Origin of the sequence: Methylobacterium sp. (genome assembly GCF_028290105.1) — a bacterium.
GTDB lineage: Bacteria > Pseudomonadota > Alphaproteobacteria > Rhizobiales > Beijerinckiaceae > Methylobacterium.
Genome location: NZ_JAQGKL010000098.1, coordinates 49,031 through 69,546, shown reverse-complemented (window position 1 = coordinate 69,546; position 20,516 = coordinate 49,031). Strand labels below are relative to the sequence as shown.

General features: G+C 66.7%; 18 protein-coding genes and 1 tRNA gene. 7 read left to right on the top strand and 12 right to left on the bottom strand.

The annotated features are described in order from the left end of the window. Window positions 1-33: 33 nt before the first annotated feature. Together JWQ05_RS07790 and JWQ05_RS07785 are read left to right on the top strand one after the other, a co-directional pair. Window positions 34-279, top strand: coding sequence for a hypothetical protein (locus JWQ05_RS07790; protein WP_299657091.1), 246 nt, complete (start codon window positions 34-36; stop codon window positions 277-279). Between the two features lie 709 nt (window positions 280-988). Beyond that, entirely contained in the window at window positions 989-1,237 is a 249-nt protein-coding gene (locus JWQ05_RS07785; protein ID WP_299657088.1) for a hypothetical protein, read from the top strand. Window positions 1,238-1,555: 318 nt separating this feature from the next. Here JWQ05_RS07785 and JWQ05_RS07780 read toward each other — a convergent pair whose 3' ends face one another. From JWQ05_RS07780 to JWQ05_RS07760, 5 genes are read right to left on the bottom strand one after another with little or no spacing between them, the layout of a single operon-like run. Further along, complete coding sequence (locus tag JWQ05_RS07780; protein WP_366944570.1) at window positions 1,556-3,217, bottom strand: ATP-binding protein; 1,662 nt, start codon at window positions 3,215-3,217, stop codon at window positions 1,556-1,558. Further along, complete coding sequence (locus JWQ05_RS07775; protein ID WP_299657085.1) at window positions 3,204-4,718, bottom strand: ATPase domain-containing protein; 1,515 nt, start codon at window positions 4,716-4,718, stop codon at window positions 3,204-3,206. The genes JWQ05_RS07780 and JWQ05_RS07775 overlap by 14 nt, the downstream gene beginning before the upstream one ends. A gap of 53 nt (window positions 4,719-4,771) precedes the next feature. Further along, window positions 4,772-6,001: an HWE histidine kinase domain-containing protein gene (locus tag JWQ05_RS07770; protein ID WP_299657082.1), complete on the bottom strand. Its 1,230-nt coding sequence runs from the start codon at window positions 5,999-6,001 to the stop codon at window positions 4,772-4,774. Then, window positions 5,998-6,354, bottom strand: coding sequence for a hypothetical protein (locus tag JWQ05_RS07765; RefSeq protein ID WP_299657079.1), 357 nt, complete (start codon window positions 6,352-6,354; stop codon window positions 5,998-6,000). The genes JWQ05_RS07770 and JWQ05_RS07765 overlap by 4 nt, the downstream gene beginning before the upstream one ends. 52 nt (window positions 6,355-6,406) lie before the next feature. Further along, window positions 6,407-6,649, bottom strand: coding sequence for a hypothetical protein (locus JWQ05_RS07760; protein WP_299657076.1), 243 nt, complete (start codon window positions 6,647-6,649; stop codon window positions 6,407-6,409). A 756-nt stretch (window positions 6,650-7,405) separates the two neighbouring features. Here JWQ05_RS07760 and JWQ05_RS07755 point away from each other — a divergent pair. The 3 genes from JWQ05_RS07755 (at window position 7,406) to JWQ05_RS07745 (ending at window position 10,210) form a co-directional block, all read left to right on the top strand. Further along, window positions 7,406-8,788 carry a sensor domain-containing diguanylate cyclase gene (locus JWQ05_RS07755; protein ID WP_299657073.1) on the top strand — a complete coding sequence of 461 codons (1,383 nt, stop codon included), beginning with the start codon at window positions 7,406-7,408 and terminating at the stop codon, window positions 8,786-8,788. A gap of 139 nt (window positions 8,789-8,927) precedes the next feature. Next, a complete protein-coding gene (locus JWQ05_RS07750) occupies window positions 8,928-9,659 on the top strand; it encodes a PRC-barrel domain-containing protein (RefSeq protein ID WP_299657070.1) in 732 nt (243 codons plus the stop codon). Between the two features lie 305 nt (window positions 9,660-9,964). Further along, window positions 9,965-10,210 (top strand): hypothetical protein, encoded by a 246-nt coding sequence (locus JWQ05_RS07745; RefSeq protein WP_299657067.1) that lies wholly within the window; start codon window positions 9,965-9,967, stop codon window positions 10,208-10,210. A gap of 84 nt (window positions 10,211-10,294) precedes the next feature. Here the strand turns inward: JWQ05_RS07745 and JWQ05_RS07740 are convergent, their stop codons facing one another. The 5 genes from JWQ05_RS07740 to htpG form a co-directional block, all read right to left on the bottom strand. Continuing rightward, window positions 10,295-10,693 carry a hypothetical protein gene (locus tag JWQ05_RS07740; protein ID WP_299657064.1) on the bottom strand — a complete coding sequence of 133 codons (399 nt, stop codon included), beginning with the start codon at window positions 10,691-10,693 and terminating at the stop codon, window positions 10,295-10,297. Between the two features lie 20 nt (window positions 10,694-10,713). Further along, a tRNA-Thr gene (locus JWQ05_RS07735) sits at window positions 10,714-10,789 on the bottom strand. Window positions 10,790-10,868: 79 nt separating this feature from the next. Next, window positions 10,869-12,527: a DEAD/DEAH box helicase gene (locus JWQ05_RS07730; RefSeq protein ID WP_299657061.1), complete on the bottom strand. Its 1,659-nt coding sequence runs from the start codon at window positions 12,525-12,527 to the stop codon at window positions 10,869-10,871. A gap of 182 nt (window positions 12,528-12,709) precedes the next feature. Next, window positions 12,710-13,009, bottom strand: a complete 300-nt coding sequence (locus JWQ05_RS07725; protein WP_299657058.1) for a hypothetical protein — start codon at window positions 13,007-13,009, stop codon at window positions 12,710-12,712. Window positions 13,010-13,144: 135 nt separating this feature from the next. After that, complete coding sequence (gene htpG, locus JWQ05_RS07720) at window positions 13,145-14,980, bottom strand: molecular chaperone HtpG (RefSeq protein WP_299657055.1); 1,836 nt, start codon at window positions 14,978-14,980, stop codon at window positions 13,145-13,147. Window positions 14,981-15,235: 255 nt separating this feature from the next. Between htpG and JWQ05_RS07715 the strand changes: the two genes are divergently transcribed. Further along, window positions 15,236-15,547, top strand: coding sequence for a hypothetical protein (locus JWQ05_RS07715; protein WP_299657052.1), 312 nt, complete (start codon window positions 15,236-15,238; stop codon window positions 15,545-15,547). A gap of 99 nt (window positions 15,548-15,646) precedes the next feature. On the opposite strand, the gene JWQ05_RS07710 is transcribed toward JWQ05_RS07715, so the two are convergent. Continuing rightward, entirely contained in the window at window positions 15,647-18,577 is a 2,931-nt protein-coding gene (locus JWQ05_RS07710) for an EAL domain-containing protein (RefSeq protein ID WP_299657049.1), read from the bottom strand. A 212-nt stretch (window positions 18,578-18,789) separates the two neighbouring features. Here JWQ05_RS07710 and JWQ05_RS07705 point away from each other — a divergent pair, with 212 nt between their 5' ends. Beyond that, on the top strand, window positions 18,790-19,137 hold the full coding sequence (locus tag JWQ05_RS07705) for a hypothetical protein (protein ID WP_299657046.1): 348 nt from the start codon (window positions 18,790-18,792) through the stop codon (window positions 19,135-19,137). An 82-nt stretch (window positions 19,138-19,219) separates the two neighbouring features. On the opposite strand, the gene JWQ05_RS07700 is transcribed toward JWQ05_RS07705, so the two are convergent. Beyond that, window positions 19,220-20,218 carry a hypothetical protein gene (locus JWQ05_RS07700; protein WP_299657043.1) on the bottom strand — a complete coding sequence of 333 codons (999 nt, stop codon included), beginning with the start codon at window positions 20,216-20,218 and terminating at the stop codon, window positions 19,220-19,222. Window positions 20,219-20,516 lie beyond the last annotated feature (298 nt).

Sequence of the window (20,516 nt, the reverse complement as noted above, 5' to 3'; positions counted from 1 at the left end):
CCGTCTTCAGAGACATCCATTCGGAGAGCGACGATGCCCTTGTTTTACTTCGACGTCCGCGAGGGCTCTACCTTCGTACAAGACGAGGAAGGAATCGATTTCCCCGATCTCGACAAGGCGGAGCAGGAGGCGATCCAGGCCGTCGTTTCCATCGGGCGGGAGCGCCTGCCGCGAGGCGACACCCGCGACGTCACGGTCGAGGTTCAGGACGAGAACAGGAAGCGCGTGCTGACGGTGACGGTCGCACTGACCGTGGATCGGGTCGACGCCTCGTCCTGACCTGAAACGCGATCGGACAACCGCTTTTGAACCGGGCCGTACCCTGGCTCGATCGTCGGCATCTGTCCCGGCAGCGGACGCCATAGGCGCGGCGCGTTCGGCGGTACAAAATCCGGCGCAGACAAGACCGCGGCCACGCATCCCGGCACGCGGATCAAGCGGACAGTCCGCTGCCTCTCCCGGTGACCGTGGGTGCCTCGCAAGACGAGCGTACCCGATTCCGGCAAGATACCCGATCCGCCCACCTTTTTCCAAGTCCGCACCGACAGCCTCGTCGACGTGGACGATGTCGGCAGGAAGCTCGACGCCTTCGAGGGCATTCGCAGGGAGGCGTGGCACCTCCCGCCCTCGGTCGGTCACGATAGGACCCGAGAGCGGGCGATCGGGGCTGCGTGGTGTTCATGGTCACCAAACGAGGATTGATGCGCGATCTATCCGGCTAACGTTCATGATGCAGGAATGGATCGGTCTGATTTATTTCAAATGACGATATCATTGATGTCGCCATTAGAATGATAATACGCAGCGTTACCATGTGTTAGCGCATCATACTAACTGTGCAATTTCGGACGGAAACGCTATCTCATGCTTCTGGCATGGGAATTTCTCATCACAGTATCTATGTCTATTGCCTGCTAGAGATCCACAAAGGCATCTTGGCGTGCCAATTTATTTTTTCAATGTCAGATGCGCGCACGGTTACGATGGATTGGCGGTCGATCCGGAGGGAAAGGACTTTCCGGATCTGTCCGCCGTTCATGCCTACGCCCTCGAGGAAGCGCGCGAGATGATGGCCGGACCACGCCTGTCCAGCGTTCCCGACTGGTTCGCCTGTTCCTTCGAGATCTCCGACGCGTTCGGACAGCTCCTGCTGACCGTGCCATTCGCCGATGTCCTCTCGAAGGATGACCGCGACCGACGGATCAAGATCCTTCAGGCAAAACCCGGCGCCGCCTGATCGATCGCTCGTGCGACGCGCCTCGCTCGCACGCGACCCAGGCGAATGGCGCGCGCTCGTCTCTCATCGGTAAAGCAATGGCTGACGGATCGATCGTGCGTGCCTGTGTCCAGGGTGTCATCGACGCGTGCGCGGAACATGGCCGGGATGTCGCGTCTCGGCTTCGGACGCTCCGCATCCAGCAGCTCGGTCTCGTGGACGATCTCGCCGAGGATCGCGATCTGCGCTGCATCGCGTCCTGCCTCGTCGCGGAAATCGAGCGGCGTCTGCCGGAATTCGAGCCGGCCAGGTCGCCTGCGCAGGCGTCTCTGGAGGGCGTCACCGGTCCAGGATGAGGTCCTTGATGCGGCCGACGAGCGTGTCGAGAACGAACGGCTTCGTGAGGACATGCATGCCGGGGTCGAGGTGGCCGTTGCCCAGCACCGCATTCTCGGCGTAGCCCGTGATAAACAGGACCTTGAGGTCCGGTCGTGCCGCACGCCCCGCATCCGCCACCTGACGGCCGTTCAGGCCGCCAGGCAGTCCCACGTCGGTGACGAGGAGGTCGAGGCGCACGTCCGACTGCAGGACCTTCAGCGCCGCCGATCCGTCCGCCGCCTCGATGGCGATGTAGCCGAGGTCCTCCAGCACCTCCGTGACCAGCATGCGGATGCTCGCTTCGTCGTCGACGATGAGAACCGTCTGGCCTTCCTCCGCCCGGGGGGCCTCTCTCAACTCCCCGACGGCATCGGCCTGATCCGCATCGCCATAGTGACGGGGCAGGTACAGGCACAGGGTCGTCCCCAGGCCGAGCTCCGAGTAGATCCGGACCTGGCCCCCGGATTGCCGTACGAAGCCGTAGATCATCGACAGCCCGAGCCCGGTGCCCTCGCCGACCGGCTTCGTCGTGAAGAACGGGTCGAAGGCGCGCGCGATGATTTCGGTCGGCATGCCGGTGCCGGTATCGGTGACGCTGAGGGCGATGTACTGCCCGGCAGGCATGTCACGCTCGCGGGCGATGCGTTCGTCCAGCCACTTGTTGGCCGTCTCGATGGTGATGCGCCCTCCCGCTGGCATCGCGTCGCGGGCGTTGATGGTCAGGTTGAGAAGGGCGTTCTCCAGCTGGTGCGGGTCGATCAGGACCGTCCACAATCCCACGGCTCCGACGACCTCGACGGCGATCGAAGGGCCCACCGTCCGCCGGATCAGCTCCTCCATGCCGGCGACGAGGCCGTTCACGTTCATGGGCTTGGGGTCGAGGGTCTGACGGCGTGAAAAGGCGAGAAGGCGGTGCGTGAGGGCGGCGGCGCGCTTGGAACAGCCCTCGGCGGTGCTGATGTAGCGGTCGAGGTCCTTCAGGCGACCCTGGGCCATCCGGGTCTGCAACAGTTCCAGGCTGCCCGAGATACCGGCGAGAAGGTTGTTGAAGTCGTGCGCGATCCCCCCGGTCAACTGGCCGACGGCCTCCATCTTCTGGGATTGGCGCAAGCTGTCCTCGGAGACCAGCAACTCGGCCGTTCGCTCCGCCACGCGCCGTTCCAGGTCGTCCTCCGCCCGCTGCCGTTCGAGCAGGTGGCTCCTGACCTGGTACTGCCTCCGGCGTGCGCGAAGGGCCGAGCCCACGGCGCTCAACAGGGTCAGGGGCTGCACCGGACGCTCGATCAGGACGACGTTCTGCAAGCGCGCGATCATGCGCTCGCGCCGCTTGCGGATGGCGGGAGCCTCGCGGTCGCTCGTCAGCATCAGGAAGGGCAGGTCGGACCAGGGCGGCTGCTCGCCCACCCACGCCGCCAGCGGGTCGAGGTCATGCCCGAGCAGGCCTTCCTCGGCGACGAGGACGATCCCGACGCCGTTTGCAAGCGACGCGACGAGAGCGCCCACGTCTGCGCAGGCCGACGCCTCGTGGCCGGCCCGACGAAGCACCTCGACGGTGGCGGACGCGTCGCGGCCGGTCGGCGTCAGGACAAGGACGCTCTCCTCCGCCTTGTCAGCCCTGTTCATGGTCCGACTTCGACATCAGGGGCTGTTGGGTCCCCGTGTAGGTCGGCGATCCCGTGAAGATGCCGCGGAACTCGGTCATGGGCGGACCGAGCTTGATGCCCTCCGAGGTCAACCGGTACTCGCGGATCGTGTCCTCGTGGGCGCCGCTTCGTTTCTTCAACACGGACAGGGCCCGTCGGACCCGGCCCTCGGCCTCGAAGTAGCGGAGCATCAGGACCGCGTCGCTGAGGTAGCTGATGTCGACGGGCGTCTCCATCGGCCCGACCAGGCCGTGCTGGGCCAGGAGCAGGATCGCGACGACGCCCATCTGGCTGAGGTAGCTCAGCAACTCGTGCATCTGCAGGATGAGGAAACGCTCGTCCGGCATGGCGTTGAGGTAGCCGTTCAGGCTGTCGATGATGACGATGCGCGCCTTGTCGCGCTCGACACCCAGCCGGACGAGGTGGGTGAACTCACCGGGGGCCATCTCGGCCGGGTCGATCTGCTCGATGCGCAGGGTGCCGGCCTTGAGCAGCGGCTCGATATCCAGGCCGATGGCCCTGGCGCGGGCGTCGATGGTGCCGCGTCCCTCGTCGAAGGCGAAGATGACGGCGTGGTCCCCGCGACGGGCCGCCGCCACGGCGAAGGTCAGCGACAGCGTCGACTTGCCGACGCCGGCGGGCCCGATGAACAACGCGTTCGTGCCGCGTTCCAGCCCCCCGCCGAGAAGGGCGTCCAACTCGCCGTTCCCGCTCTGCGTGAACTCGCCGAGGAAGCGCTTATGGTGCTCGGCCGCGACGAGGCGGGGATAGATCTCCAAGCCGCCCCGGCGGATGGTGAAGTCGTGGTAGCCGCCCTTGAACTGGATGCCGCGCATCTTGATCACGCGCAGGCGGCGGCGTTCCGCACCGAAGTCGACCGGGTTCTGCTCCAGCAGGATGACGCCGTGCGCCAGGCTGTGGAGGGGAACGTCCCCGCCCTGCGAGGACAGGTCGTCGAGGAGCAGCACCGTGCATTTCTGGGCGGAGAAGAAGTGCTTGAGGGCCATGATCTGGCGCCGATAGCGTAAGGGACTCTGCGCGAAGATGCGCATCTCGGACAGGCTGTCGAACACGACGCGCGTCGGCTTCAGGGCCTTGATCTGTTCGATGATCCCCGTGGTGGTCTCGCCGAGTTCCACCGCCGAGGACTGGAACACGGTGAGTTCCTCGTCGGGGTCGAGGCTGGCCTCGGAGGAGGACAGGTCGAAGAGCTCGATCCCGTCGAGCGACCAGCCATGGCGCTCGGCGATCAGCTGCAGCTCCGGGCCGCTTTCCGAGAGGCAGATGTGCAGGGTTCGCTCGCCCAGACGCGCGCCTTCGAGGAGGAACTGCAGCGCCAGGGTGGTCTTGCCGCTGCCGGGCTGGCCCTCGACGAGGTAGACGCGGTTGGCGTCGAGGCCGCCGCCCAGGATCTCGTCGAGCCCTGCGATGCCTGAGGAGATGCGCGCCTGCGAGGCCTTGCCGGGTTCGGGAGCCGTCATGTTCGATGCCTATTCGGGTCTGATCGAAGTGCTGAGTGGTGAACCAGGACGGCTCAGGCGGGTTCGAGCGGGATGTCCAGGGTGCAGACGACACCGGCGGGCTCGTAGAGGATACGCACGTCGCCGCCGAGCTCATTGGCGAGGCCACGCTCGATCATGCGGCTGCCGAAGCCGCTTCGACTGGGGGGCGACACGGGCGGGCCGTCCCGTTCCTGCCAACGCATCCGCAGGCGCTGACAGTCCGCCGAAGGCAGGTCATCGGCATCGACCGCCGCCCAGGTCACGACAATCGACCCAACGTCGTTCGAGAGGGCCCCGTACTTGGTCGCGTTGGTCGCGAGTTCATGCAGCATCATCGAGAGGGCGAGCGCGGTCCGGGGCGCCACCCGGACCCCATCACCCTCCCACGAACAGCGTCGTCCGTCGGCATGGTGCAGGCGCAAGGCATCGGCCACGATGCGGGCGAGGTCGGCGCCTTCCCAGTTCTCGGCCGTCAGGACGTCGTGCGCCTTGGAAAGCGCGATCAGGCGCGCGGTGATGGTCTCGCGGGCCTCCTGCAGGCAGGTCGCGGAGCGCAGCGACTGCGTCGTGAAGGCCTGCACGGTGGTCAGCGTGTTCTTCACGCGGTGATTGAGCTCGTTGATGAGAAGCTGCTGATGCTCCCTGGCGAGGTGGGCGTCGGTGCGATCCCGCAGGATCTTCAGGAAGCCGATGAGCCCGCCCTCGTCGTCGCGCATGGGCATCATCAGGCCGTTGGCCCAGAAGCGCACCCCATCCTTGCGCAGGTGCCAGCGGTTGTCGTCGGCGCGTCCTTCCGACACCGCGAGGCGCATCTCCTTCTCGGCGATGGCCCGCGTGTTGTCGTCGGGCGTGAAGACGACGTTTGCCAGTTGCCCGACGATCTCCTCGTCGCGCCAGCCGAGCAGGTTCTCCGCCCCCGAGTTCCAGCCCGTGATGCGACCTGCCAAGTCGATGGTGAAGATCGCGTAGTCCTTCGCGCTTTCGACGGCGAGACGGTAGCGGGCCTCGCTCGCCGCGAGGTCGTTGAAGCGGGCCGTCAAGTTTGCGAGGTCATGCTCGGCTCGTTCGGCTCGGGCCCGTTCAAGGGCCAGGGCGGCCTGGCCCTCCGCCAAGTGCCGCTCGTACGTGATCCTGGCAGGCTCCCCGTCATCGGCGGCGCGTCGCACGGCCTCGTCCAGGGCTCGCCTCAGACGCGCGATCTCGCCTTCGAGCACATCCTCGCGGTCGAACTGGGACGGGTTGGACGCATTCAGGTCCGTCACGCCGGCTCTTCCCGCGGCGGCGTTGCCGGACACCGGCTCAGGCCGAACCGGGGTGTGGATTGGACCGTGGCCGGAAACAGGCGGTTGGCATTGCACGCTTCCAGCGGGTCTCCGTCGTCCGGGTCTGCATCGTCGATGAAGATGACCAGCGTTGCGGTGAGAGCGCCATCAGCTGACGCATCCCGGACGACGATGCTGATAGGGGACGACTGGTTCTGGAGGACGCGCCTCGACGAGATCTCGGACAGGGTGCGTTGAACGTGGCTGCGAACGGAGGCCAAGCGTTCGCACTCCACCCCCTCCTCGTCGATTTCGACGCGATCGTCATGTCTGTCGAAGAAATACCGTGCCATGACGCATCTCGCGCGGAAGTGGTGTTGAAGGCCAAGGGCGATCCGGAGGGGGCTATCGCGTGAGCCATCGTCCCGCGTAGCTCAGGGTTGCGGAGTAGACGGCGCGACCGTCCCGGTCCGTGACCGGCACCGCGAGCGTGCGTCGGTCGAGATCCATCGGGATCTCATGGAGACCGATGGCATGGAGATGTTGCTGGGCGGCCTCACGTACGTTTTCCAGGCTGTCGAACTCAGTGCCCGTGTCGTCTTTCTGCAGGTCGTTGTCGGTGTAGGCGTCGAAGAAGTAGCGGGGCATCACGGGCTTTCTCGACGAGGCAGGCGTCCATGGCCTCAAGGGATCGTTGCTGTCAGGCGTGAGTTGTGGCCCGCTCGTACGAAACCGTGCCATCGGGCCAAGCCGAGTCTTCCAGATGCAGGTCTTTCGGATGCAAGTCTTCCGGGTCTGCCGCCATGGCGTTACCGACCTCAGAGATCCCTTCGAGCTACGAGTCCCGGTATTGATTGGTTCCGCGAATCTCGTCCTGGTGCGTGAATCGAGATTGTTGGAGCTCTGTCGACAGCGTATTTGCCCAAGGCCGAGCTCGCAGGCGACAGCATTTGTTAGTACTGAGGGATAAGGCCCGAGCCGTTTCGTTTTTACCAAGCTTCGAACAAGCAGCCAAAGCGCCTTTACGACGCGATGCACACTAACATATGTTACGATCGTATATTCGAGAAATCTTGGAACGAAAACCATATCTCGCTATTTAAACTTAGCCGTACCAAAGATGCGTGCAAGCCGAAAGAGGGGCACGTATCCATGGTTATACTCGATCCCATCAGTGGAAAGCGTGTTTCCGTGACCGGTATTGCGGCATCTTCTTCGGGGCCGCGGGGCTTTCGGCCGGCGCCTCCTGTCGCCCCTCCCGCGGAAGCTGTCAAGAAAAATCCCAAAAATTTAGCTGAGACATTGCAGTGTAATTTTGTTAACGATCCGCCGCTTACTGTATTAGGAACTATAGCAGGCTAATAAGCCCTGACAACCTATGTTAGTATCGGGTCGGAACGTCACATGTATCCCTTGCCCGCCAACGAGGCCGAGCGCCTCGGCGTGTTGCGCGATCTGGACATTATCGGAACCGCGACCCAGTCCCACTTCGATGCGGTCTGTCAGACCGCTTGCGCGATGTTCGGGTTGCCCATCGCCCTGGTTTCGATGGTCGAAGAAGACCACCAGTGGTTCAAGGCCAAATGCGGCCTGAGCGTTGATCGCACCTCGCGCGAGGTCGCCTTCTGTACCTACGCGATCCTGTCGGATGCCGTGCTCGTGGTCGAGGATGCGACACATGACGAGCGCTTCGCGCAGAACCCGCTGGTTACGGGCGCACCGCACATCCGCTTCTATGCGGGTGCACCCCTGGTCCTTGAACCCGGCATCCGCGTTGGTACGCTCTGCGTCATCGATACCGTGCCACGGCGGTTCCCGGAGAAGCAGCGCAGGCGACTTGCCGACCTCGCCGAGATCGTGGTCTCCCAGCTGCGCCTTCACAGGACCGAAGGCCAACTCCGGCAGAGCGAAGCGAAGTTCCGGCTGCTCGCCGAGAACACCACCGACATGATCGTGTGGTCCGCCATCGACACCACCCGCCGGTACGTCTCGCCGGCCTCCAGCCCCCTTCTCGGCTACGCTCCCGACGAGTTGGTGGGCACGCGTCCACTCGACTTCGTGCATCCCGACGACGTGGCGGCATACGGGCGAGTGCTGGGCGACCTGCGGGACGGCCGGGTCCGCCAGGCGGTGAGCCGCCAGCGTTACAGGCGCAAGGACGGCTCCTGGGTCTGGGTCGAGGCCACCTTCAGCCTCACCCACGATGCCAAGGGCGGGCAGGCGGACGGCTATGTGGCCTCGGTGCGTGACATCACCGAACGCAAGGAAGCCGAGCGGCGCATCGAGCACCTTGCGCGGCACGATCCCCTGACCGACCTGCCCAACCGCACCCTCTTCCGGGAACGCTTCCTCCAGGAAATCGCGCTGACGAAGCGCTACGGCACACCGTTCGCGCTGCTCTGCCTCGACCTGGACCGGTTCAAGGCCGTGAACGACACCCTGGGACACCCCGCCGGGGACGCGTTGCTGCAGGCCGTGGCGGCCCGGATCAAGGCCGTGGTCCGCACCGAGGATACCGTGGCCCGCATGGGCGGCGACGAGTTCGTCGTCATCGAGACCGGCTCGGGACAACCCGACAGCGGTCGCGCGCTCGCCGAGCGCCTCATCGATGCGATGCGGCCGCCCATCCACATCGACGGAGAGACCGTCAGCGTGGGCGTGAGCATCGGCATCGCCCTTGCCCCCCAGGACGGCACCGACCCCGATGCCCTCTACAAGGCGGCGGACCTCTCGCTCTATCGCGCCAAGGCCGACGGGCGGAACACGTTTCGGTTCGCGACCCAATAGGTCGAGATCCCTCAGGTCGGTCCGGATCGGCCGGTAACGAAGACATCCCACGACGCCGATGACCTGCCCGCTTCGAAGGGAATTCTCATTCCCCCGCCGCATGCGTGTCGACGCCGGCCATCTCCAAGAAAGTCTCTCGATGACCCCACTTCGATTCGTCCTCGCCGCTGCCCTTCTCTGCACGATCGGAGGCGGCTCCGCCCACGCCGAGTGCCAGATCGCGGATGCCAAGCTCGAAGAGGCCATCCTGCAAAAGCCCGACCTTCGCGGCCCCGCCAATCGCCAGACCGTGAAGGATCTCCGCAGCCTTCGAGATGCGGCCTTCACCCTGTGGTCCTATGGACGCCACGCGGACTGCGAGCGCCTCATGGCCAACATTCGCGAACTGATCGCAGGACCCGCCATGACCGGCCTGGGCGACAACGACGAGGATGCAGCGGAGGAACAGATGGCGGCGCGGGATCCGAAGGTCCGGCGTGGAGCGACGGAGGGCCGACGCGATGAAAAGAACGCCAAGCCGCTCGTGAGCGTCGAGGACCTCCCGCTCGGATTGCGGTCGGACCAGATCGTCGGTGCGGAAGTTCGCAGCGCCGACGACAAGATCGTCGGTGAGGTCAGGAACGTCATTTTCGGAACCAAGGACCGGCGGGACTATGCCGTCGTGGCATCGGGCGGATTCTTTACGCCTGGCAAGGACAGCATCGTCGTGCCGATCCGTTCCCTCAAGGTGTCGCAGGAACGGGATAGCTTCTTTCTTCCTCTTCCTGTTTCAGAAGTCCGGAGCATCCCCCTCATGCCGGATCAGGATTACAAGTGGCTCTCCGACGAAGCCTGGCGGGATCGGAACGACGCCCTGTTCGCACGACGTTGACGCCGCTTGGGCCGGTCTCCGCTCGCGTGGCCTACCGTGCCTGGACAACCATCCGCCTTGCAGGCCGGAACCTCGCAGGTTCCGGCGCAGGATCAGCTCGTGCGCCGACCTATTCACTGTCAGGCGGGGCCAGGGCTTGGGATGAAATCGATGCTTTGGCATCTCATCACGACGCCGATAAGCACTGAGGCCGACATCGGCTTCGTCCGGCAGCTCTGCCGCCGCATCGCCGGAAGCCTCGGCTCCTCGGTGCTCGACCAGACCCGCAACGTAACCGTCGTCTCCGAGATCGCGCGGAACGCCATATGTGCGCCAGCGGCGGCAAAGTCGCGTTCTCAGTTGAATCTCTTCAGGAGCAATTCCTCGTCGTCGAGGTCAGCGATACGGGATCCGGGATCCCATCCTCGCCGCAAATCCTCAACGAAGAAATCGCGAGCACGCGCGTCGGTCGCCTCGGCATCGTGGGGGTTAAGTGCCTGATGGACAGGTTTACGATCCAGTCCGAGCCCGGCATCGGCACGCGCCTCATCCTCGGCTGCCATCTCCCCTGAAATGGCCGGCCCTTGACCGAACCGGAAGCGACAGCTGTCTCACTCGCCTCTTGTGCTGCCGCCGAGGACGGGCCCTACGCCGTTCTACAACAGCAAAATAGCGAACTTCTGCGCAGCCTCGCCATCCCGGTGTTTGTCGAACCAGTCCTCGGTGTTGTTCCGGCCTAGCGTCCTCAGGAAGCAGCGGGTTTCGGAGGCGAGCATGAGGGACCGGGTCTCCGCCTCAGCAAGATCTCGGCGACCTCGGACACATCGCGGGGGGGCCAGATCGCGCAACCCGGCGAGATCCGCACCGGAGAGGGCGTGCATCTTGAGGGGATGAAGGACCATCTCGACGAACCGAGCCGCCATCGCGGTGGCATTCGCCACAGCGGCGCAGCCCTCCGTCGCGAAGCACTCGGCGCTGCTGCGGACGCAGCCGCCGAAGCCGATACGGCCCTCGGAAGCCCACTCAAACCGGTGCGAGAGATCCGTGATCTCCACCCTTTCGAAGGGAGAGCATGTGGTGCCGGTTGCGGGACTTGAACTCGCGACCTACCGCTTACAAGGCGGTTGCTCTACCAGCTGAGCTAAACCGGCATCCGATGATGCCGCTAGCAGCGCCCTTCGTCCGGCGCAAGCCCGTGCCGGCCCGGTCGTGACAGGGTGCCCGTGGCGATCAGGCGACGCGGCGTGTGTCGGAGAAGGTACGGCCGTCGGCGAAGCGGTAGCTGACGGCCTCGGTCAGCCGTCCGCTGGCACGAACCTGGATCGCCTGGGGGCAGGTGAGCGCGTGCTGCTGGTCCATCGCCTCGGCGACCGTCATCGGGACATCGCGCCCGCCACCGAGCTGGCGCCACCACTGCACGGCCTTCTCGCGGGGGTAGCCCGCCTGTTCGAGGCCGACGACGATCCGGTGGTTGCGGCTGTCGCCGAGATGGAACACGACCTCCAGTTCGTCCGTCAGTCCCGGACGCCCGCGCGGCCGGAAACTCCAGTCCACGACGTCCTGCCAAGTTACGACGTCCTGCCAGGTCACGACGTCCTGCCAAGTCGGAGCCATGCCCGACAGGATGGGGTGTGCGTCGTCGGCCGACGCTTCGTGGCTCGGTCCGGTCTCGGTGTCCGGCTCGACCCAGCAGGCCTCGCAGGTGCTGGCGTTGAGGGCGATGAGGGCGCCGCAGCCCGGACAGGGCTTGGCCCGCACCTCGCTTTCGCGTCCCCGGATCGCGGCGGCGCTGTGGCTGGTGACGATATCGACGGGCCCGTGCATCCGGACGAGGCCCGCATAGTCGAGGATCAGCGCGTCGCGCTTGCCGGACGCGCGGCGCAGGGCCCGTCCGACCTGCTGGACGTAGAGCCCGGTGCTCTGGGTCGGCCGCAGCAGGGCGACGAGGTCGACCTCCGGCACGTTGAACCCGGTGGCCAGCACGCCGACGGAGGTCAGGCAGCGCACCTCGCCCGCCCGGAACGCCCGGACGATGCGGTCGCGCGCCCGCTTCGGGGTCTCGCCCGAGATCGTTTCGCAGGAATAGCCCTCGACCCGGATCGCGTCGCACACGGCCTGCGCGTGGGCGACCCCGGCGCAGAAGGCGAGCCAGGCCCGCCGCCCGGTCCCGTAGCCCACCATCTCCTCCACGGCCGCGCGGGTGATCCAGTCCTGGTTGACGGCGGCTTCGAGGGCGCTCGGGATGTAGTCGCCGCCGCGCCTGGGCACGTGGGCGACGTCGAGGGTCGTGGTGGTGGCCTTGGAAATCAGCGGCGCGAGGTAGCCCTGGTGGATCAGGTCGCCGACATTGGCCTCGTAGACGATCCCATCGAAAAGCCGGCCGGCGCCCTCGTCGAGACGACCGCTGTCGAGGCGATAGGGCGTCGCGGTGAGGCCGACGACGCGTAAGGCCGGCCGGGCGACCTTCAGGGCGGCGAGGAAGCGGCCGTAGCGGGTCTCGGCGTCCCGCGGGATCAGATGCGCCTCGTCGACCACGACGACGTCGAACGGGTCGAGCGCCAATGTCCGATTCCAGATCGACTGGATGCCACAGAACAGCACCTGCGCGCCGCCGTCCCGCCGGCCGAGCCCGGCGGAGTAGATCCCGGCCGGCGCCTCGGGCCAGAGCGAGAGGAGTTCGCGATGGTTCTGGGCGATCAGCTCGCGGGTGTGGGTGACCACCACGATCCGGTGGCCCGGGTTCGCCGCGAGGGTTTCCCGCACCAGGGCCGCGATCACCAGGGACTTGCCGGCCCCGGTGGGCAGGACGATGAGACCGGCATCCTGCCCCCGCGCCCAGGCGGCGGCGAGGGCATCGAGGCTGGCGCGCTGATAGGGGCGGAGTTCCATCGGCGGGGCTTCTAGCGCCCGCATCCGCCCCTGTCCGTGTCCAATTGGCCGCGCTGGCGCCCGCACGCGCTCCCCAAACGATGATACCCCGCGTGCCGTCGAGGCGCGCGGGGCGTGTCCAGTTCAATCAGGTCCAGGCCGGATCGCCGATCCGGACCGCATTGCGTACGGTGCCGTTGCGATCAGCAATTGTCGGCGCTGTCACCCTTCACGACCTGTCCCTCGGCGGGCTTCTTCTCACCTTGCCCAGGCTGAGTATTCGCGCCGACGTTGTTCATCGCGCCGACGGTGCCGGGCGACTCGGTCTTGGCGACGGGCGTAACCTTCGTGTTCGTGCCGCCATCGACGTTCGACGACTTGTCCATCGCGGCGGACTTATCCTTCATGGTGCTGGTCGTACCGGTCGCGCAGGGCGCGGCGAATGCCGTGGTGGCGGTCAGCATCAGAGCGGCGGTGGCGACGGCGAGATTTCGGATGGTCATGTTTCCTCCAGGAATTGTTGTTCTGGAGCCCAACCCGGGACGTTGCCACACGTTCCGCTTTTTGCTGGGTGGAACCGGCAGAATATCTCCGGCAAAGCGTGTCTTCGCCGGAGATATTCTATCGAAATCCTAGGATCAGGCGGCAGCCAGGGCGGCAGCCACCTTCTGCGCGAAGGCGACCGGATCGCGCGGCGTGTCGCCATCCTGCACCCGGGCGAGATCCAGCAGCGTGCCCGCGGCCTCGGTGATGTCGCTCTCGCTCGCGACCTTGTCGCCGAGGGACCGGATCAGCGGGTGGCGCGGATTGATCTCCAGCACCGGCATGCCGCCCCCGCCGCGTCCGGCCCGGCGCAGCAGGCGCTGCATCTGCAGGTCAGGCCCATGGCCCGAGGCCGAGAGCACCACGGCGCTCTCCACCAGGCGATCGGTGGCGCGCACGTCCGAGACGTCGGCACCGAGGGCCGTCTTGAGGGCGGCGACGAGGGCCTCGACGGAGGCCGGCGCCTCCTCGCCCTCGGGCGTCTCGCCGGCGAACTTCGAGAGGTCGACCGAGCCTTGCGTGACCGAGCGCAGGGGCTTGTCCTCGAACCGGGCCAGCGCCTCGGGCCAGAAGGCATCGACGTGGTCCGAGAGCAGGAGCACCTCGATGCCACGGGCCCGGAAGCCTTCGAGCTGGGGCGAGCGCTTCAGGGCGTCGGCGTCATCGGCCACGAGGTAGTAGATCGCCTCCTGGCCATCCTTCATCCGGGACACGTAATCGGGCAGCGAGGTCCAGCCCTCGACGGCCGAGGAGTGAAAGCGCAGCAGCGGAGCGATCTCGGACCGGCGCTCATGGTCCTCGTAGATGCCTTCCTTGAGGACGGGGCCGAAATTCTCCCAGAACGGCCGGTAGCCCTCGGCATCCTTGGCCCGGCTGGTCAGCTCGCCCAGCACCCGGCCGGTGACCGCGCGGCGGATCTTGGTGAGCACCGGAGTCGCCTGCAGCATCTCGCGCGAGACGTTGAGGGGCAGGTCCTCGGTGTCGACCACGCCCTGGACGAAGCGCAGCCAGGAGGGAAGCAGCTCCGCCTCGTCGGTGATGAACATGCGGCGGACATGCAGGCGTACCTTGCTGGCGCGCTCGCCCTCCACCGCCTGGAACGGCTTCATGCCGGGCACGAACAGGAGGGCCGAGAATTCCAGCGCCCCTTCCGCGCGCCAGTGCAGGGTGGCCCAGGGCTCGTCGAAATTCATGCCGACATGACGGTAGAACGCGGTGTACTGCTCCGGGGTGACCTCGGATTTCGACTTGCGCCACAGGGCCGTTCCCTGGTTGGCCGTCTCCTCCTTGCCCTCCTCACCCACGATGGCGATCGGCACCGTGATGTGGTCGGCCCATTTGCGCACCACGTGGTCGAGCCGGTAGCTTTCCAGGTACTCGTCGGCATCCTCCTTGAGATGCAGGACGATGTCGGTGCCGGGCTCCGCCCGGATGGCGGGCTCCAGGGTGTAGCTGCCCTGGCCCTCGGAGGCCCAGGTCCAGGCCTCCTCCGCGCCGGCCCGGCGCGAGGTGACGGTGACCCGGTCCGCGACCATGAAGGCCGAATAGAAGCCGACGCCGAACTGGCCGATCAGGCTCGGCTTGTCCTCCGGCTTGGCATCGCCGAGGCTCTGGCTGAAGGCGCGGGTGCCCGAGCGCGCGATGGTGCCGAGGTTCTGGGCCAGCTCGGCCTTGGTCATGCCGATGCCGGCATCCGAGAGGGTCAGGGTTCGGGCCGCCTTGTCCGGCTCAATGCGGACGCGGGCGTCGGCAGGCAGCGCGGAGGCCTGATCGGTCAGCGCCTCGAAGCGGCGCCGGTCCATGGCGTCGGCGGCATTGGCCACCAGCTCGCGCAGGAAGATCTCACGGTCGGAATAGAGCGCGTGGACCACGAGATCCAACAGACGCCCGACCTCGGCACCAAACTCGTGCCGCTCCACGGTGTCGCTCAAGGGATCGCCTCCTAATGTCGAAAAGGGGTTCGTCTGGAGCGCGATATGCCTCCGGCGCCTGCCGAATTCAATGCCAGTCAAGGTTCGGCGCCAGTCGAGGTTCCGCGCCGGTCAAGGTCCGGCAGGCGGCGCGTCGGAGCAAAAGCGCGCCGGCACGCAACGCGTGCAATCCACGTTCGCGCATCCGCCAGGCAACCTTGGCGCGTCTCGGGCGTAGCCGTGGCTTCAGACGCCGCGAACAGGAGCCCGAGCGCGATGGAACCCATGAAGCCCATGGCACCGATGAAGCCGATGGAACCCATGAAGCCGATGGAGCCGATGAAAGGCTCGGAGCCGTGGTGGCCCCAGGAGCTCGGCCAGCCTTCCACCAGCGGCGGCCAGAACGACATGCGCTACGCGTTCTTCCCCGACAAGCACCGGTTGCTGGTCGAGACCGACGGCAAGCTCACCACCTACGACAGCGGCGATCACCAGATCAGCGGCGTCTCGCAATCCAATGGCCGGGCGCCGAGCTTCTCGAGCCAGAACGGCGACGTGAACGTCAACGACCTCAAGGTCGTCGGCTGAACGCAGGCGGGTAACGCATTCTGACTTGGACGTTGGTCCGGCGGGAACGCCCACGTTGAGAGACAACCGGCGCGGGGCTGCTCCGCGCCGCCGACGATGTCAGGCTACGGCGCGGGGCGTTCCTTTGGCCTCGCGGGGCGTTCCACCGGCCTCGCGGAGGGCGCCTTTCGCCTCACGGGACCAGCGCTCGATCATCGTCGGGACCTCGCGGGCCGGGGCGGGCTTGGCGAAGTAATAGCCCTGGCCCTCGTCGCAGCCCTCGCTGCGCAGGCGGTCGAACTGGGCCTCGGTCTCGATCCCCTCGCCGGTGGTGCGCATGCCCAGGCTGAGCCCGAGGCCGATGACGGCGCGCACGATCAGCCCGGAATCGGTCTTGCTGGTGATGTCGCGCACGAAGGACTGGTCGATCTTGATCTTGTCGAAGGGGAAGCTGCGCAGGTAGCTCAGGGACGAGTAGCCCGTGCCGAAATCGTCCATGGCGATGCGCACCCCGAGGCGGCGCAGGGCGTGCAGGGTCGCGAGCGTCGTCAGATTGTCCTTGAGGAGCACCGATTCGGTGATTTCCAGTTCGAGGCGGCCGGGCGGCAGGCGGCTACGGGTCAGCGCCTCGCGCACCGCCTCGACGATGACCTCGTCGCGGAACTGCACCGCCGAGACGTTCACCGCCACCTTGATGCCGTCGGGCCAGCGCATGGCCTCCGTGCAGGCGGTGGTGAGGCACCAGGCGCCGAGCGGCACGATCAGGCCGATCTCCTCGGCGACGGAGATGAACTCGCCGGGCGGCACGAGCCCGCGGACCGGATGGCGCCAGCGCACCAGTGCCTCGAACCCGCCGATGCACCGCGCGCGGAAATCGTAGATGGGCTGGTAGTGGAGCTCGAACTCCTCGCGCACCAGCGCCTCGCGCAGGTCGAGTTCGAGGGCACGGCGGGCCTGGAGGCTGACATCCATCGCCGCCTCGAAGAAGCGCCAGGTGCCGCGCCCGTCCGCCTTGGCGCGGTAGAGCGCGACATCGGCGTTCTTGAGGAGCTTGTCGCAGGTGGTGCCGTCGCCGGGCGCAAAGCAGATGCCGATGCTCACCCCGACGCTGGCGCGGTTGCCGTCGAGGTCATAAGGCGCGCTGACGACCTCGATGATCCGGCGCGCCAGCACGGCGGCATCCTGAGGCTGCTCGGCTTCCGAGATGATGATCGCGAATTCGTCGCCGCCGAGACGCGCGATCGTGTCGACCTCGCGCACGCAAGCCCGCAGCCGGTCGGCCACCGCGCGCAGGAGCGCGTCGCCCACCGGGTGGCCGAGGGTGTCGTTGACTTCCTTGAAGCGGTCGAGGTCGAGGCACAGGACCGCGAACGGGCTGCCGCGCCCGAGATGCGCGACCGCCTCCTCGATGCGCTCGCCGAACATCGCCCGGTTGGGCAATCCGGTGAGGACGTCGTGGCGGGCCATGAAGGCGATGCGGGCATCCGCCTCCCGGCGCTCCGTCACGTCCTCGAAGGTCGCGACCAGGCCGCCCCCGCGCACCGCCTTGTGGGAAACCTCGACGACGCGGCCGTCGGCGAGATGCAGGAAATCCGCGTTCGACGGCCGGCCGGCGGCGGTCTCCGCCAGCGCCAGGGCGAAGGCGTCGGGATCGGACCGCCGATCCGCGCGGCCGGCGGCACTCAGCGCCGCGACCTCCCGATACGGCAGGCCGAGGGGGAGCCGGTCCGGCGACAGGCCGAAGATCTCGCAGTAGCGGCGGTTGACCACGGTGAGACGGCCGCCGGCATCGAACAGGCACAGCCCCTGGGACATGTTGTCGAGGGCCGTATCGAGGCGCAGGTTGGTCGATTGCAGGATGGCTTCCTGCTGCTTGATCAGGGTGATGTCGCTGCAGACCGCGATGAAGCCGCCGCTCCGCGTGGCGTTCCGGCTGATCCGCAGCCAGCGACCATCGTCGAGGCGCAGTTCGCTGCGCTCCTCGGTGGCGTCGAGGAGTGCCCGGGCGAGGCAGCCCGAGCCCGCGGCGTTCCGCGCCAGGCCCGCGATGGCGCTGCCCGCCGGCAGGCGGCCGGCGGCAAAGCCCAGGTAGTCGTCCGCCTGGCTGTTGGTCAGGGTGACCCGCCCGGCCTCGTCGACCACGACGATGCCCTCGCGGGAGGTCTCCAGGGCGTCGGCCAGTTGATCCTCCGCCGAGATCCGCTGCGCGACCTCCCGCTCCATCGCGTGCCGGATATTGTCCCGCATGACGCCCATGGCGGCCAGCAGCGTGCCGACCTCGTCGGCGCCCCCCGCCGGCATCGTCCCGCTGAGGTCGCCCGCCGCGATGCGCGAGGCCGCCCGCGAGGCGTCGGTGAGCGGGCCCATGATGCGGCGCGCGAGGCAGAACGCCACCGTACCGGAGAGGAGGACGGCAAAGAGCGTCCCGAACAGGTTGAGCCGCGTCTCGCGGGCGACGATGGCCCGCGCCTGCTGGCGATAGATGAAGCCGTCGCCGGCGGTGTAGTTGATGAAGAGGTCGAAGTTCTCCTCGGCGACGGCGGCATGGCGGTCGAGCTCCGCGTAGGCCGCCTCGCCCTGGCCCTGGTCCGAGAGCTTGGCGCGCGCCGCCGCCCAGGCGGCGACCGCCTGCTCGGCGACCCGCGCGGCCTCGGTGGCCCGGTCGGATTGGGCGCGCTCGACGGCGATCTCGAGGTCTTCCGCGAGCAGGCGCTGCAGGCTGAGGAGGCGCTCGTCGAGGACCGTCCGTGTCGCCGGATCGGTGATCAGCCAGCGCCGCGCCTCGACCGCCCGCATTCCGGCAAAGTCGGTGGCGGCCGCACGGGCATAGTTGATCGACATCAACGAGCGGTCGAAGGTCTGGCTGACGAGTTCATCCGCCCGGCGGATGCTGGAGGCCGCCGACAGGCCGAGCGCCCCCGTGATCGCGCTCATCACGAGGAACGCGATCACGATCCGTCCGCGGATCGTGCCGAGCATCGCACCGACGGTGTCGACCCAGCGCCGGCGAGGCCGGGCGCAGGTCGCCATCGGTGCTTCGGGAGATGTCATCAAAGCCGTCCCGTCCAACGATGGGTTGAGCATGACGGACAGACGTTAAGGCGGTCTTGAAACGCAACGATTGCATTTTCGGCCTTAACCGATGTTTCACGCGGAGATGAGACACCAGAGCGGTCGGCGTTTCCGCACCCGACCCGACGCCGGATGTCGTGATCGACACCGGCGGATCGTACTCCTCAACATGCTCCACGGATGGACAACGCATGCGGCGCCTCACCTGTGTCTGCCTGGCCTTCGGTGCACTGGGTGCGGCGACGGGCGGTCTGGCACTGGCGGCCATCGGTCCGCCGACACTTCACGTTTCCCAGAAGGGGCGCGCGTTCCAGCCGAACGCCGTGATCCTGCAGCGCGGGGCCAGCGTCGAGATCGTCAACGACGACGGCGACCTCCTGCACCACGCCTACATCGATTCCCCCGACTTCACCTTCGATTCCGGAGACCTGAAACCGGGGAGCCGGGCCCAGGTGACCTTCACGGTGGGCGGGACCTTCGCGGTCCTGTGCGGCATCCACCCCAAGATGAAGCTCACCGTCCGCGTCGAGGGACGCTGAGTCGGGCACACGCGAAACAGGCTCCGCCCGATATGGGGGAGCCTGTTTCGCGTTGGCGCGCAGCCCGTCTTGGTGCCGTGTCTCAGAGCATGCTCGTTCCCTGAAGCATGGCATGGGCGCCGTAATACAATCCGATGAAGGCGGCGAGCGCGGCTCCGTAGCCCACCGGCGTCAGCGCCAGGTTGCGCAGGCGGTAGGGCGCCGTGGCGTTGTCGGCGGCGATGGCCACCATGGCCACGATGATCGGCGCATGCCCGATGGCGTCGACCTTGCCGAACTCGAAGATCGCCGAGACGAAGGTGGCGGCAAGCAGGATCGCGGCGATCCGGCGAACCAGCGGCGTACAGACCAGGGCGAAGGCGAGGGCGAATTCCACCGCGCCGGCCGCCTTCATGAAGTACTCGCCCGAGAAGCCGAGGGTCATCGCCGGATGTTCGACGAACAGCGGGAAGGACCATTGCGGGTAGGCCCACTTCTCGACCGACGCCCACATCAGGGTGATGGCGGCCGTGTACCGCACCACGTCGAGGGGCCGGATCCCGCCGGGCAGAGACCGCCCGAGGCCGGTCAGGGCGAAATAGGCCGCGACGCCGAGGAAGACCGGATAATCGGCGAGATGGAAGGCGCCGTATTCGCGCACGGCGGTGGCGAACAGCACCACGATGCCGAGCGCCGAGAGCGGCATCGTCCGGCGCCACAGGAACCCCGCCGCGATGGCGAGCTGGAACCAGGAGATCGCCGCGTTGGCGGTCTTCAACTCAGGCGTCAGGATGATGCCGCCCAGGGTCCAGAGCGAGACGAAGAAGGCGCCGCAGACCGCGCGAAACAGCAATTCGGTGTTGTCGCGCGCCCAGGCGGTGGTCCGGTCGAGGGATCGGGTCAGCGCTGCCCCCAGCACCGTTCCCTCGAGCAGGCCACCCACCATGAGGGCCAGCAGAGAGAGGCCGATCAGCTTCTCGAGATCCGAGCAGAGGACCTCGCCGAGGCCGCGCGGCGAGCCGACGAGATCGTAGGCGCAGAACCATTTCACGTGGGCCGTCGCGGCGGTGGAGCCCGCCACGGACAGGAGCACAGACATCATCACGACTGCAGGACGAGGCAGCCAGTATCGCCCGGATTGCATGGAAAGGCCCTGCTGAGATCACCGGCGATCGGGGGCTTGCCGGCGAGCTCAAAACTACGCGCCTTCGATGAATTGCGGAAGGAAGTTGTTAACGGTTCTTGCCAAATGGTTAACAACGGTCCGGAGGGTTAGCACTGCGCGCTTCGACCGAACCGAGTTCAAGACCATGTCCGACTGAAGCGATCGATCGAGGTAACAGATTGATGACACTGCAGGGCGAAAAGTGCTCAATCGACATGGCCTGCTAACCTTGAAG

Excerpts from the sequence above, each read along its gene's own strand:
- JWQ05_RS07750 (WP_299657070.1), top strand. The coding sequence starts at position 8,928 with ATGACCCCACTTCGATTCGTCCTCGCCGCTGCCCTTCTCTGCACGATC.
- JWQ05_RS07730 (WP_299657061.1), bottom strand. The coding sequence starts at position 12,527 with ATGGAACTCCGCCCCTATCAGCGCGCCAGCCTCGATGCCCTCGCCGCC.
- JWQ05_RS07705 (WP_299657046.1), top strand. The coding sequence starts at position 18,790 with ATGCGGCGCCTCACCTGTGTCTGCCTGGCCTTCGGTGCACTGGGTGCG.
- JWQ05_RS07780 (WP_366944570.1), bottom strand. The coding sequence starts at position 3,217 with ATGAACAGGGCTGACAAGGCGGAGGAGAGCGTCCTTGTCCTGACGCCG.
- JWQ05_RS07775 (WP_299657085.1), bottom strand. The coding sequence starts at position 4,718 with ATGACGGCTCCCGAACCCGGCAAGGCCTCGCAGGCGCGCATCTCCTCA.
- JWQ05_RS07755 (WP_299657073.1), top strand. The coding sequence starts at position 7,406 with ATGTATCCCTTGCCCGCCAACGAGGCCGAGCGCCTCGGCGTGTTGCGC.
- JWQ05_RS07745 (WP_299657067.1), top strand. The coding sequence starts at position 9,965 with ATGTGCGCCAGCGGCGGCAAAGTCGCGTTCTCAGTTGAATCTCTTCAG.
- JWQ05_RS07725 (WP_299657058.1), bottom strand. The coding sequence starts at position 13,009 with ATGACCATCCGAAATCTCGCCGTCGCCACCGCCGCTCTGATGCTGACC.
- JWQ05_RS07790 (WP_299657091.1), top strand. The coding sequence starts at position 34 with ATGCCCTTGTTTTACTTCGACGTCCGCGAGGGCTCTACCTTCGTACAA.
- JWQ05_RS07765 (WP_299657079.1), bottom strand. The coding sequence starts at position 6,354 with ATGGCACGGTATTTCTTCGACAGACATGACGATCGCGTCGAAATCGAC.
- JWQ05_RS07715 (WP_299657052.1), top strand. The coding sequence starts at position 15,236 with ATGGAACCCATGAAGCCCATGGCACCGATGAAGCCGATGGAACCCATG.
- JWQ05_RS07700 (WP_299657043.1), bottom strand. The coding sequence starts at position 20,218 with ATGATGTCTGTGCTCCTGTCCGTGGCGGGCTCCACCGCCGCGACGGCC.
- JWQ05_RS07760 (WP_299657076.1), bottom strand. The coding sequence starts at position 6,649 with ATGCCCCGCTACTTCTTCGACGCCTACACCGACAACGACCTGCAGAAA.
- JWQ05_RS07710 (WP_299657049.1), bottom strand. The coding sequence starts at position 18,577 with ATGACATCTCCCGAAGCACCGATGGCGACCTGCGCCCGGCCTCGCCGG.